The 11,948-nt window shown below is 61.4% G+C and carries 13 protein-coding genes; 5 read left to right on the forward strand and 8 right to left on the reverse strand.

Translation table 11 applies throughout. From position 1 onward, the window contains the following. Positions 1–33: 33 nt before the first annotated feature. On the reverse strand, positions 34–1,218 hold the full coding sequence (locus tag CPH57_RS03525; protein WP_096242041.1) for an MFS transporter: 1,185 nt from the start codon (positions 1,216–1,218) through the stop codon (positions 34–36). 219 nt (positions 1,219–1,437) lie between these two features. Next, on the reverse strand, positions 1,438–3,003 hold the full coding sequence (gene lsrK, locus CPH57_RS03530) for an autoinducer-2 kinase (protein ID WP_033642298.1): 1,566 nt from the start codon (positions 3,001–3,003) through the stop codon (positions 1,438–1,440). 193 nt (positions 3,004–3,196) lie between these two features. Here lsrK and lsrG point away from each other — a divergent pair, with 193 nt between their 5' ends. From lsrG to CPH57_RS03545, 3 genes are all read left to right on the forward strand, one after another. After that, on the forward strand, positions 3,197–3,490 hold the full coding sequence (lsrG, locus tag CPH57_RS03535) for a (4S)-4-hydroxy-5-phosphonooxypentane-2,3-dione isomerase (RefSeq protein WP_033642299.1): 294 nt from the start codon (positions 3,197–3,199) through the stop codon (positions 3,488–3,490). An 87-nt stretch (positions 3,491–3,577) separates the two neighbouring features. Then, the gene (locus CPH57_RS03540) at positions 3,578–4,483 is read left to right on the forward strand and encodes an EamA family transporter (protein ID WP_033642300.1); all 906 of its coding nucleotides are present in this window, start codon (positions 3,578–3,580) and stop codon (positions 4,481–4,483) included. Between the two features lie 82 nt (positions 4,484–4,565). Then, positions 4,566–5,159, forward strand: coding sequence for a LysE family translocator (locus CPH57_RS03545; RefSeq protein ID WP_096242042.1), 594 nt, complete (start codon positions 4,566–4,568; stop codon positions 5,157–5,159). Here CPH57_RS03545 and CPH57_RS03550 read toward each other — a convergent pair. After that, positions 5,135–5,962, reverse strand: coding sequence for an AraC family transcriptional regulator (locus tag CPH57_RS03550; RefSeq protein ID WP_033642302.1), 828 nt, complete (start codon positions 5,960–5,962; stop codon positions 5,135–5,137). The genes CPH57_RS03545 and CPH57_RS03550 overlap by 25 nt on opposite strands. 69 nt (positions 5,963–6,031) lie before the next feature. On the opposite strand from CPH57_RS03550, the gene CPH57_RS03555 reads away from it, so the two are divergent. Further along, the gene (locus CPH57_RS03555) at positions 6,032–6,250 is read left to right on the forward strand and encodes a hypothetical protein (RefSeq protein ID WP_033642303.1); all 219 of its coding nucleotides are present in this window, start codon (positions 6,032–6,034) and stop codon (positions 6,248–6,250) included. An 8-nt stretch (positions 6,251–6,258) separates the two neighbouring features. On the opposite strand, the gene CPH57_RS03560 is transcribed toward CPH57_RS03555, so the two are convergent. The 5 genes from CPH57_RS03560 to CPH57_RS03580 all read right to left on the reverse strand — a co-directional run bounded on the left by CPH57_RS03560 (position 6,259) and on the right by CPH57_RS03580 (position 10,530). Further along, positions 6,259–7,107 (reverse strand): PA4780 family RIO1-like protein kinase, encoded by an 849-nt coding sequence (locus CPH57_RS03560; RefSeq protein ID WP_096242043.1) that lies wholly within the window; start codon positions 7,105–7,107, stop codon positions 6,259–6,261. 120 nt (positions 7,108–7,227) lie between these two features. Then, the gene (gene amyA / locus CPH57_RS03565) at positions 7,228–8,718 is read right to left on the reverse strand and encodes an alpha-amylase (RefSeq protein WP_033642305.1); all 1,491 of its coding nucleotides are present in this window, start codon (positions 8,716–8,718) and stop codon (positions 7,228–7,230) included. Between the two features lie 112 nt (positions 8,719–8,830). Beyond that, entirely contained in the window at positions 8,831–9,487 is a 657-nt protein-coding gene (locus CPH57_RS03570; RefSeq protein WP_033642306.1) for a DUF799 domain-containing protein, read from the reverse strand. Further along, positions 9,484–9,840, reverse strand: coding sequence for a DUF4810 domain-containing protein (locus CPH57_RS03575; protein WP_047572235.1), 357 nt, complete (start codon positions 9,838–9,840; stop codon positions 9,484–9,486). The genes CPH57_RS03570 and CPH57_RS03575 overlap by 4 nt, the downstream gene beginning before the upstream one ends. A gap of 18 nt (positions 9,841–9,858) precedes the next feature. Then, positions 9,859–10,530 (reverse strand): CsgG/HfaB family protein, encoded by a 672-nt coding sequence (locus CPH57_RS03580; RefSeq protein ID WP_033642307.1) that lies wholly within the window; start codon positions 10,528–10,530, stop codon positions 9,859–9,861. A gap of 481 nt (positions 10,531–11,011) precedes the next feature. Between CPH57_RS03580 and CPH57_RS03585 the strand changes: the two genes are divergently transcribed. Next, positions 11,012–11,917, forward strand: a complete 906-nt coding sequence (locus CPH57_RS03585) for a helix-turn-helix domain-containing GNAT family N-acetyltransferase (protein ID WP_033642308.1) — start codon at positions 11,012–11,014, stop codon at positions 11,915–11,917. Positions 11,918–11,948 lie beyond the last annotated feature (31 nt).

Raw genomic sequence — 11,948 nt, forward strand, 5'->3', positions numbered from 1 at the left:
TGGCCGGGGCATGTTTCTGCAGATAGATAATGATTAACACTGTTTAGCGCCAATCGTGCCGGAGCGCAAGCTGAGGCCGAATACCAACGTGGCGGAGAGGATCAGCGCGCCGCCGAACAGCATGGCGCTGCTGACGCCCTGCCAGTCCACCACCTCGCCGCCCAGCAGTGCGCCGGAGGCCAGCGCGATCTGGATAACGCACACCAACAGCGCCTGACCGGCCTCCGGCGCCTGCGGCACGGCGGCGAACATCCAGTTGGTGGCGCAGACCGGCACGGCGCCAAAGGCCAGCCCCCATACCAGCACCATCAGCGTGGCGCCGGCGAGGCCGCTGAGCAGCGGCGAAACGATCAAAATGCCCGCCAGCATGGCGGCGATCAGTATGAAGGTGGCGCGCAGGCTGTGTTCCGCCAGACGCTCGCCGAGAAAGGTGCCCAGCAGACCGATGGCGCCATAGGCCAACAGCTGCAGCGAGATCGCCGATGGGCTGAGCACGAACACCTGCTGCAGCAGGGGCCGCAGATAGGTATAGGCGGCGAAGTGGCCGATGAACAACAGCACGATGGCGATCAGGCCGATGCGCGCCATCGGCAGGCGCAGCGGCAGCACCAGATCGCGCGGCGTGACCGGTCGGGAAGGCGGTACCGACGTGAGCAAACGCAGCTGCGCCAACAGTACGCCGACTGCCAGCGCCGCACCGCCGAAGAAGGCGGCGCGCCAGCCGAACAGATCGCCGATCAGCGCCCCGGCCGGCACGCCGCATACCGCGCCGACCGAGATGCCGCTGAGGATCAGCGCAGTGGCGCGGCCCTGGCTGGCTTCCGGCACCAGATGGCGGCCGTAGTTGGCGGCGAACGACCAGAAGCCGCCGACGCAGATGCCCAGCAGCACGCGGCCCAGCAGCATCATCGGGAAGTTGATGGCCAGCGCCGCCACCAGGTTGGACACCATCAGCAGCAACGACAGCCCCAGCATCAGCAGGCGTCTGTCCAGCCGGCCGGAAGCCAGACTCAATACCGGCGCGGCCACCGCCGCCACGATGCCGGGCATGGTCACCATCAGCCCGGCGGTGCCGGTGCTGACGCCGAGCGAAGGGGCGATGTTGGTCAGCAGGCCGATCGGCAAAAACTCGGTGGTGACCATGACAAAACAGGCGACCGTCAGCGAGAAGATCGCCGGCCACGGGGATGATGCAGGGTTATCTTTATTATTCAGCATAATGCCGCTCTTCTCAGGTGAATGCGCAGGCCGCGCTCGGGGCGCGGCGTGATCAAAGTCACAATCTACGGCAGGCTGAAGGCGCAGATAAATCCATCTGCGGTGGTTACACTGTTTCTGAGGGGGAACAATGACGGCAGCGAGTTAAAACGCGGCTTGCGCCGCGCCGAGGGGAAAGGAATAAAACGGTATAAGGTTATGACCGGGCCGCGCGCGGCGCTAGAGCCCAGGCGCTTTCCACAATGAGGTGGTCAGGCCGCTATCCACCAGCGTCAGCTGATCGGCGTAAATCCGCCGCCAGTTTTCTTTCTGTTCCTGATACCGCGCATGGTTGGTGAGATCCGGCTGATGCTCGCGCTCCCAGCGCACCAGCTGCTCGCCGGTTTCGGCCAGCGACGCGTAAAGCCCGGCGCCGACCCCGGCGGCGATCGCGCAGCCCAGCGCGGTGGCTTCTTTCACCACCGGCACCCGCACCGTCAGGCCGGTGACGTCGCTGAGGATCTGGCTCCACAGTTTGCCCTTCGCACCGCCGCCGGCGAACACCAGCGAGCGGGCCTGCACGCCGGAGAAGGCGGCGATCTGCTCCAGATTACAGGCTGAGACGATGGCGGCATTCTCCTCCAGCGCGCGGAACAACGTCTGTTTGTTGCAGCGTTCAGGATCGATAGACATGTTGATGAATGACGGCGCCGCGTGATACCAGGTTTTGAAATGCATGGCGTCGGAAAAGATCGGCATCACGCCGTAGGCGCCCGGCGGCACCCTGGCCGCCATCTCTTCCAGCAGGCTGTAAGCGTCGATCCCCAGTCGCTCCGCCAGCAGTTTCTCTTCGGCGCAGAAAGCGTCGCGGAACCAGCGCATGGTCAGGCCGGTAAAGAAGCTGATGGATTCCGCCTGCGCCATGCCGGGAATGACATGAGGGTTAATGCGGATGTTCATTTCCGGATCGATGGCCGGTTCCGGCAGGTTGACGATTTGCTGCCAGAAGGTGCCGCCGAGCACCGCCGTCTGCCCGGCGCGCACGATGCCGAGCCCCAGGCTGCCGAGCTGCACGTCGCCGCCGCCCATCACCACCGGGGTGCCGCGCAGCAGCCCGCTCTCCTGCGCCGCCTGTTCGGTGACGCGCCCCAGCACGACGCCGGTCTCTTTCACCGGCGACAGAATATCGGCGCGCAGCCCGGCCATATCGAGCAGCGCCGGCCGCCAGTCGCGGCTGGTCAGATCCAGCATGCCGGTAGTGCCGGCGTTGGAAGGATCGACCGCCAGCTCGCCGCTCAGCATGTAGGCCAGCCAGTCGCTGATCATGGTCAGCGTCGCCGCCTGGCGATAGATGTCCGGCCGGTGGTGCGCCAGCCACAGCAGGCGCGGCATGGCGCTCAGCGCCAGCGTCTGGCCGGAGTACTGGTAGACCTCACGTTCGAAGCCGTGGTTGTGCAACTCTTTCAGTTCGCTGACTTCATGGCTGGCGCGCGCATCGACATTGGCGCAGGCCCAGATCGGCACGCCGTTGCGATCGTACAGAACGATGCCTTCACGCATCGAGCAGCAGGCTACCGCACGGATCGCCTGCGCGCTCAGCCCCGCGCGCTGCAACGCCTGGCGGATGCACTGGCAGGCCAACTGCCAGTTGCGGTTGAGATCGAATTCCATCGAGCCGGGTACGCCCGGCACCGCGAGGTGTTGCCACTCGGCCTGGCCGTGCGCGATCTGATTGCCCGCCAGATCGAAGATCACCGCGCGAATGCTGCCTGTTCCTGCGTCCAGCGCCATCAAGTAGTTATCCATAGCCTATGCTCTCAGGGGGAGGAATAGTAACTATAGATGCCGCCGTCTTCCCTCGCCGGGGGCGGGGTGGGCATCGCCGGTGCGATTTGTGAGCCAGGCGGCAAAATTGCCGTTGCGGCAGGGCAATCGACGGGAATAAACCTATGGTTGGAAAGCGCCATGCTGCGGCGCGCCGTTTAAACAAGGAGCTGTCATGCACGTCACATTGGTAGAGATCAACGTTAAACAGGACAAGATCGACGAATTTATCGACGTTTTCCGCGCCAATCATCTGGGGGCGATCGAAGAGCCGGGCAACCTGCGTTTCGACGTGCTGCAGGATGAGCATATTCCGACGCGGTTTTACATCTACGAAGCCTATCGCGACGAGCAGGCGGTGGCGGCGCACAAGCAGACCCCACACTATCTGCAGTGCGTGGAGAAGCTGGAAGCGCTGATGACCGGCCCGCGCAAGAAAACCACCTTCATCGGCCTGATGCCGGAATAAACGCCGGCGTTTGCCGGTGTCCATGCGCCCGGTTTGGTTGTAACCTGCAAGGCAAAGCGAATTTTCAATGGGATAAGCGGGGCGAGGATGACATTGCGCGATCGGCTGTTGGCGCTGTTGGTGGTGGTGATCTGGGGCGTGAATTTCGTGGTAATCAAGTTCGGCCTGCAGGGGATGCCGCCGTTCCTGTTGGCCGGGATGCGTTTTTTACTGGTGGCGTTGCCGGCGATCTTCTTTATCCCGCGCCCGACCATCCCGTGGAAATGGCTGTTGCTCTACGGCATGACCATGAGCTTCGCGCAGTTTGCCTTTCTGTTTGTCGCCATCAAGGTGGGCATGCCGGCGGGGTTGGCCTCGCTGGTGTTGCAGGCGCAGGTGTTCTTCACCCTGCTGTTAGGCGTCGTGCTGATGGGCGAAAAGCTGCGCGTGAATCATTTCGTCGGCATCGCCATCGCCAGCGGCGGCATGCTGGCGCTGGCGCAGGCCAGCCTGCATAAGCCGGGCAGCGGCGCGGTCCCCCTGGCGGGCCTGCTGCTGACCCTGGCGGCGGCGTTCTCCTGGGCGCTGGGCAACCTGACCAACAAGAAGATCCTGGCCGGTTTCCCGCAGCGCAACATTTTGTCGCTGGTGGTGTGGAGCGCGCCGATCCCGGTACTGCCGTTCCTGATTTGCAGCTGGCTGTTCGACGGCCCGCAGGCGGTGCTGGCCAGCCTGAGCCATGTGCAGGTCGGCACCTGGCTGGCGGTTGCCTATCTGGCGTTCGCCGCCACGCTGTTCGGTTATTCGGTGTGGGGCAGCCTGCTGGGGCGCTACGAAACCTGGCGCGTCGCGCCGCTGACGCTGCTGGTGCCGCTGGTCGGGCTGTTCGCCGCCTGGCTGCTGCTGGACGAAGCGCTGTCGCCGGCGCAGTTCGGCGGCGCGTTGCTGGTGCTGGCCGGCATGGCGGTCAATACCTTCGGGTTGCCGCGCCGACGGGCCGTCGCGGTGCGCTAAACCTAACAGGGCAATTCTGTTCAATACGTTGTCGGCGCGGCCCGGCATTCTGGCGCCTGTGAATTTTTCCTCAGGTGCCCTCATGAATAATATCTACCTTTCCATGGCCGCATTTGCGCTGGCGGCCTCCATCACGCCCGGCCCGGTCAACATCGTCGCATTGAGCGCCGGGGCGCAGTTCGGCTTTGGCGCGACCCAGCGTCACGTGTTCGGCGCCACGCTGGGGTTTACCCTGTTGCTGGTGCTGCTGGGTTTGGGCATGCACCAACTGCTGATCCTGTGGCCGGCGTTGACCCGCTTGATCCAATGGGCCGGCGTGGCCTTCCTGCTGTTTATGGCCTACCGGCTGGCGTTTGACGACGGCAGGCTGGGCAACGGCGAGGCGCAGGCGCCTTCCTGTTGGTACGGCGCGCTGATGCAATGGCTGAACCCCAAGGCATGGCTGGCGTCGGTGGCCAGCCTCGGGGCGTTTGTCGGCGACGGCGACATCCGGCTGCTGTGGCAGTTCGCCGGGCTCTACTTCGTGATTTGCTATGCTTCGGTGGCTTGCTGGGCTTACGTTGGCGCGATGTTGCGCGGCCTGCTCAGGCAGGCGCGCAACGTACAACGCTTCAATCGCGTGATGGCGGCGTTGCTGGCGGCCAGCGCCTGCTATCTGTTGGCGGAGGGTTTTTGATACTGACCGGGCGTGGCGGCCAGCAGCTGTTTGAAGGTGCGCTGGAAGTGCGCCTGATCGGCAAAGCCGCTTTCGCTGGCGGCCGCGGCGATCGGCAGGCCGCTTTTCAATAGCCGATGGCCGTGCTGCACGCGGCGATTGACCAGATAGGCGTGCGGCGTCATGCCGTAGCGCTGGCGGAAGGCGCGGATCAGGTAGGAGGGCGAGAGCGCGGCGGCGTGGCAAATGTCTTCCAGCGTCAGCGACTGAGTGCAGTGCGCGTCGATAAACGCCGCCGCCGCTTCCAGTCGGGGGTGCGGAGGCGTCTCCGGCTGGCGGCCGCTGCCCAGCGCGAGCTGCAGGGCGCTGAAATACTCCACCAGGGCGATCTGTTTTTCCAGCGCGCCGCACTGCGCGTTCGTCAGCAGCGCGTACAGTTGGTTCAGCCCGTTGAACAGCGCCGGATCGCGGCTGAGCGGCCGGCTGAAGGGGACAAAGCGGTCGCCGTCGCCGCCCATCATTTCCTGCTGCAGCGCGCCGAGCCAGGCGAGATCGAGATAGAACATGATGTATGACCAACGGCGGTCGGCGATCGGGTTGCAGGCATGCGCCTGCTGCGGATTGATGATCACCACATCGCCGGCGCCGACCTGCATGCGCCGCTCGCCGTTGACATAGGTGCTGACGCCGCCGGTGATGGCGCCGATGGAAAAGAATTCGTGGCTGTGCAGGCTGTAGCACACTTTGCGGCCATCATTGATGGCGCGCGCTTCGACAAAAGGCAACTGCGGGTCGCGCCAGAACTGGGGCGTTTTTTCACTCATGCGCTTTCCTTTTCACTGCGGCGGCATCACAGTGTTATAGCCTGAAAGCGACGAAAAGGGGAATGGCGGATGATGATTTTTAACGTGTTCGGCCGCCTGGTAGGCGTGAAGCGTATCGGGGACGAATGGCGGCTGTTCCGCGTGACGCTGCCGGAGCGCAAATATGCCCCCAGCTACGATATCGTGTTGCCGGCGGATCTGCGCGAAGAGGAGATCGCCGGCTATCTGGGGGATATCTATCACGAAGCCGCGACCCCGCAGCGGCCGGACGTGTTTCGCGTCGAGTAGCGCGGGCGTTACTCTTCCGCGTTGCGCGCCATGAGGCGGCGCTGATGTTCCTCGCTGGCGGCCTGGATCTCTTCCAGCACCGAGCCGACGTCGGCGCGCTTCTGGATTTCGCTGAATCGGCCGCTGAGGATGCTGTCCGGCGTCAGCGTGCCTTCCTGATACAGCGCCCAGATCTCTTTGGCATATTGGCTGTCGCGCAGCTCCGGCGCAAATTGGCCGTAATATTCCGCCAGATTGTCGATATCGCGCTCGAACATGCTTTTGGCGTGGTTGTTGGCGGCGGCGTCCACCACCTGCGGCAGATCGATGATCACCGGCCCGTCTTTATCCATCAGCACGTTGAATTCCGACAGATCGCCGTGCACCAAGCCGGCGCACAGCATGCGCACCGCGTAGTTCATCATCAGAGCATGATCGGCGCGCGCCTGTTCCGGCGTCAGGATGACATCGCTCAGACGCGGCGCCACCAGGCCTTCCTCGTCGGTGATCAGCTCCATCAGCAGCACGCCGTCCAGGCAGATGTCCGGCTGCGGCACCCGCACCCCGGCCCTGGCCAGCAGATACAGCGCGTCCACTTCGGTGTTCTGCCAGGCTTCTTCCTGTTGCTGACGGCCGAATTTGGAGCCTTTGCTCATGGCGCGCGCGTCGCGGCTGTTGCGCACCTTGCGCCCTTCCTGGTAGTGCACGGCCTGCTTGAAGTTGCGCTTCTCGGCTTCTTTGTACACTTTGGCGCAGCGGATCTCATCGCCGCAGCGCACGATAAACACGTCGGCTTCTTTGCCGCTTTTCAAACGGCGGATGACTTCGTCGATTAATCCGTCATCCACCAGCGGCTGGAGTCGTTTTGGAATTTTCATGCAGCCTTGTACCCTATTTAGGCTCCGGTGTGAATGGCTTGCGCAGTTGATAGCGTAAGTTAGACCCGAAAGGCAAACATTAGTTTTGCCGCCGCGGCATCATTGCGCGGCGGCGGGCGTTCACAGGCTGCCTGTCGGCACCCAGACGCTGACGCTGCCGGCGTTGACCGGGAAATGGGCGCTGCCCTGGTCGTCGGTGGTGATTTCCTCCTGGCGGTTACCGAGGAAATCGCGCCAGGCGGTGCGCGCCAGATCGGCGCCGAGCGCGACCGTCTTGCCGCTTTCGCCGCCGTTGGTCAACACCACCACGCAGCCGGGGGCGTCGGCGGTGCCGGCGCGGCTGAAGGCCACGCAGTGGCTGTCGTCGAAGTAGTCGGTTTGCGGGCCGTTGGCGAAGCGCTGGCGGGCGGCAATCAGCTTCTCCAGCTCTGGGATCGCCGGCATGTCAATCTGGTACTCGCCGCCGTCACGCCCTTTATCGCGGTAACTGGCGCCATAAAGGTCGGGGTAAAACACGCAGGGCACGCCCTGTTCGCGCAGCAGGATCAGCGCGTAGGCCAGCGGTTTGAACCAGGGTTCCACCGGCGCCTCCAGCGATTGCAGCGGCTGGGTATCGTGGTTGGCGACCAGCGTCACCGCGTGGGCCGGATCGGCGGCGGTCAGGGTATCGGTGAAGATCTGCGCCATGTCGAAGCCGTCGCCCTGTTTTGACGCCTGATGAAACTTCAGGTGCAGCGCCACGTCGAACAGCATTACTTTGCCGTCCACCAACTCGATGTATTGTTGCAGCGCGCTGAGATCGTGCGACCAGTATTCGGCGACGATAAACAGATCGCGCTGCGCGCTGTCGCGCACGTGATCCGCCCACTCTTTGAAGAACCAGGCGGGAATGTGTTTGGCGGCGTCGAGGCGGAAGCCGTCGCACGGCAGCGTGTCCAGCAGCCAGCGCGCCCAGTATTTGAGCTCCTCCGTCACGGCGGTATTGCGGAACTCCACGTCGGCGCCCATCAGGTAGTCGTAGTTGCCTTTCTCGTCGTCGACCTGATCGTTCCAGCCGTCGTCGCCGTAGTCGTTGGCGATTTTAAACACCCCTTTATCGTCCGGCTGCTCAACGTAATCGACGCCGCTGAAGCATTTGTAATCCCAGATAAACTCGGAATGCGCGCCCTGGCGGCCGGGGAAGGTAAAGCGGGTATAGGCCAGCGCGTCGAAGCCCTGGTCGTCAATGTCGTTGCGGTTGTTGGCGTCCACCTTGAACACGTGCACCCGTTCTTTCTCGTCCGCGCCGAGCTTGTGGTTGAACACCACGTCGTAGAGCACCCCCACGCCGTGTTCGCGCAGCGCAGTGGCGGCGTGTTCGAGCGCCGCCTTGTCGCCGTATTTGGTGGCCACGCTGCCTTTCTGGTCAAACTCGCCCAGATCGAACAGATCGTAGGTGTCGTAACCGACGGAGTAACCGCCGGAAGCACCTTTGTAGGCGGGCGGCAGCCACAGATCGGTAATGCCCAGTTCGGCGAGGTGCGGGGCGCGTTCGGCGGCCTCCTGCCACAGTTTGCCGCCGTCGGGGTAGTACCAGTGGAAGAATTGCAGCAGGGTGGTTTTTTTCGTCATGAGCCAGCGTCCCGGTTAGCCAGAAGGAAAGGAGCAGTTAAAGCATGGGCTACTTTTGGCAAAAGGGACAAGTTTGGCATAGGCGGCCCGAGAAGGCCGCCCGAGAGACTGCTTAACGCTGGCTGGCGTAATGAGGTGAGCGCGGGCCATAAAGAATGGCGCCGTTCTGACCTGTTGCCGACAGGAGGCGAGTGTTGGCGATGGCGCCAATGTCGAACCCTTTGTCGCTGATGGTATCCGCGATTTGTGAAATCGCGGCGCTGATCACCATGCCCAGCAGGCCACCTGAATTGTTGTTGCCTTCGTTGCTGGATGCGGTGGCGGTGCCGGCCCACAGCTGTTTGCCGTTGCGCAGGTCAACCAGGCGAGCGGCTACGGTAACGCGAGTTTCGCTGCTGATTACCATGTAGCTGGTCCCGTATTGCGTGACATCCAGGTACAGCACGGTGTCGGCGCCGAAAATCTGGTGCAGTTTTTTCGGACTGACGGCGCGGATGTCGTTGGCGTTGGTTAGACCGTTTTGCAGGAAGGTTTCCTCCACTACAGCGACCGGCAGCACATAGTAACCGGCCTCGGCCAGCGGTAAGGTTGCACTGGCGAGCACGCTGTGGCTGGCTTTGACATCCGGCGACTGATTAACCGGCGGCAAGACCAGGATCGACTTCGGCTTGCTCTCATGGAATGCCGCATAGTCATAAGGCGTTTGCTTGGCACAGCCGCTCAGCAACAGGATGGCGGTAACGCTGAGGAAAGTGAGTACACGCTTCATTTAAAGCTCCCCTTATCCTTGGCCATCAGGAAATTCATAAACGGTGCCGATTCCGGGAACAGCGCTTTTTCCGTGTTGAATTCACTCATGGCTTGTCCGTCGTTGCCGGTTTTGCTGTACAGCAGCCCCAGTTGCGCATGCAGCCCCGGCGGTACGGCTTTATCCTTGGCGCGGGATTTCTCGACGATCTCTTTCAGCGTAGCGATCTGCTGCTCAGGGCTTTGCCCATCCTGCTGGTAGTATTGATAAAGAGAAGTTTGGTAGCCATCCCAATTGTAAAGCGTTTTCGGCGCGGCGCAGCCGGCCAACAGGGTCGCTGCAAACAGCGCCCCGCCCATTTTTTTAGTTATCATCTTTCTGCTTCTAGTCCGTTAGTTAGCAGGGCGCCATGCGCCGTTTTCGAGACCGGTAACCAGGTTATTGACGGCTTCACGCACGGCCAGATCCAGCACCTTGCCGTTAAGGGTGGAGTCGTAGCTGGCGGTGCCCCCGAAACCGATGATTTCGCGATTGGACAGTTCGTATTCACCAGCGCCCTGAGAGGAATAGACGACTTCTGAGGTCTGTACGTTCACGACGTTCAGATTAACTTTGGCGTAAGCGACCTGTGATTTACCACGGCCCAAAATGCCCCACAGCTGATGATCGCCGACTTCTTTGCGGCCGAATTCAGTGACATCGCCGGTAATCACATAGTTGGCGCCTTTCAGCGTTTGTGCTTTCCCTTTAATGCCGGCTTCAGTTTTCAACTCTTCCATGTTGGCGCGATCCAGCACGTTGAAACGGCCAGTCTGCTGCAAATGCGTGATCAGGATAGTCTTGGACTGATTGCCCAGCCGATCGACGCCATCGGAGAAGATGCCATTCATGTAGCTGGAGCGGTTGTCGAATTTACCGACGGCGATAGGGCTGCGTGGGCCCTGATAAGTGGTGTTGTAGGAAGCCACTTTCGGCACTTCCAAAGAGCGGGAGGATTCGGTCGCGCAGCCCGCTAGCAAAGTGACGGAAAGGGCGACGGAACAGACGGCGAGTGATTTTTTCATTGGCATGCGATCTCTCCATGAGCATAAAACGGCGCGGGAGCAACCCGCGCCCGATGTTTCCATAACGAGCGTTGTCGCTGTTATGGAAGCGCCGCGATCCTGCCATGAATATGTAACAAATTACAACAAAATATCGGCATTAATGCCGCTATTAACATTGTTGTAACCTATTGTAATGCAATGGATTGATATCGATTTTTTCTCTTATCCGCAGATTTTTTCACGATTGTATGTTTTTTAACTGGTTTATTGTTTTATCAACATTAAATTAATGAATTTTTATTCTGATTTTTTTGAATTAATCAGTTTACTGTATTGGGTAATGTAACGTTTTGCATCAGCTCCTCTGTTATACCGGGGTTCATGGCGGTTTGATGATCCGTTAAGGTAGTGAGAATTAGGTAACACTATCAACTAAATCTCATTTTTTATCGGTAGCTAATTGGGGATATCAATTGTGAACATCAGGGATTTCAGAGCATTGGCGCGCAATTTGGTCAGAGAATTCGGCATGTTGAACAAGCAGAGCAACGGCTCGCGCTTTTCGCCGCTGCAGATCCATCTGATGATCGAAGTCAGCGAGCAGCCGCTGGGCGTCACCGAGCTGGCGGCCCGGCTGTGCATCGACAAGGCCAGCGCCAGCCGGGCGCTGCGCAGCCTGGTGGCCGCCGGCGTGATAGAAACGGTGGATCATCCGGATGACAGGCGGCACAACCTGCATCGGCTGAGTAAACAGGGCGGCAAGGCGCTGGCCGGCATCGAGAGCGACGCCGACGGTTTTATGCAGGCGGCGCTGGCGCAGTTGGATGACGATGAGCTGGCGAGCACCACTGCGGCGATGAAAAAGATGACCGCGGCGCTGCGGAGCGCACGCAAACAGCGCGACGCCAATCTGCGGGTGCGGCCGATCGCCGAGCGCGACGATGCGGCGATGGCGGCGATCATTCGCGAGGTGTTTCGCGAGTACGGCATGGACAAGATGGAAGGCGTCAGCCTGCACGATCCCGATCTCGATCGGCTGACCGGCCTGTATCGCGACAACGGCGGCCGCTACTGGGTGCTGGAGCGGGACGGGCAGGTGGTGGGGGGCGTCGGCATGGCGCCGCTGGCCGGCGAAGAGCCCGGCTATTGCGAGCTGCAGAAACTGTTCTTCAAACCCGGCGCGCGCGGGTTGGGCATGGCGCGCTATATGGTGGTGCAGGCGCTGAAGGCGGCCCGGGCGGCAGGGTATCGCTATTGCTATCTGGAAACCACCGAACAATTGAAAGAGGCGATCGGGTTGTATTACGCGCTGGGTTTCACGCTGCTGACGGAACGGCGCGGCAATACCGGCCACCACGGCTGCAATGTGTGCATGCTGAAAAATCTGCAGAACGACGATATGTGAGCGGTTTCAAGGTTAACGCCCGCGCCTTGTG

This window comes from Serratia sp. JKS000199 (assembly GCF_900215455.1).
Lineage (GTDB): Bacteria > Pseudomonadota > Gammaproteobacteria > Enterobacterales > Enterobacteriaceae > Serratia > Serratia ureilytica.

Bases quoted from the DNA above. Each gene is read 5' to 3' on its own strand.
- CPH57_RS03525 (WP_096242041.1), bottom strand. From the start codon at position 1,218: ATGCTGAATAATAAAGATAACCCTGCATCATCCCCGTGGCCGGCGATC.
- lsrK (WP_033642298.1), bottom strand. From the start codon at position 3,003: ATGGATAACTACTTGATGGCGCTGGACGCAGGAACAGGCAGCATTCGC.
- lsrG (WP_033642299.1), top strand. From the start codon at position 3,197: ATGCACGTCACATTGGTAGAGATCAACGTTAAACAGGACAAGATCGAC.
- CPH57_RS03540 (WP_033642300.1), top strand. From the start codon at position 3,578: ATGACATTGCGCGATCGGCTGTTGGCGCTGTTGGTGGTGGTGATCTGG.
- CPH57_RS03545 (WP_096242042.1), top strand. From the start codon at position 4,566: ATGAATAATATCTACCTTTCCATGGCCGCATTTGCGCTGGCGGCCTCC.
- CPH57_RS03550 (WP_033642302.1), bottom strand. From the start codon at position 5,962: ATGAGTGAAAAAACGCCCCAGTTCTGGCGCGACCCGCAGTTGCCTTTT.
- CPH57_RS03555 (WP_033642303.1), top strand. From the start codon at position 6,032: ATGATGATTTTTAACGTGTTCGGCCGCCTGGTAGGCGTGAAGCGTATC.
- CPH57_RS03560 (WP_096242043.1), bottom strand. From the start codon at position 7,107: ATGAAAATTCCAAAACGACTCCAGCCGCTGGTGGATGACGGATTAATC.
- amyA (WP_033642305.1), bottom strand. From the start codon at position 8,718: ATGACGAAAAAAACCACCCTGCTGCAATTCTTCCACTGGTACTACCCC.
- CPH57_RS03570 (WP_033642306.1), bottom strand. From the start codon at position 9,487: ATGAAGCGTGTACTCACTTTCCTCAGCGTTACCGCCATCCTGTTGCTG.
- CPH57_RS03575 (WP_047572235.1), bottom strand. From the start codon at position 9,840: ATGATAACTAAAAAAATGGGCGGGGCGCTGTTTGCAGCGACCCTGTTG.
- CPH57_RS03580 (WP_033642307.1), bottom strand. From the start codon at position 10,530: ATGAAAAAATCACTCGCCGTCTGTTCCGTCGCCCTTTCCGTCACTTTG.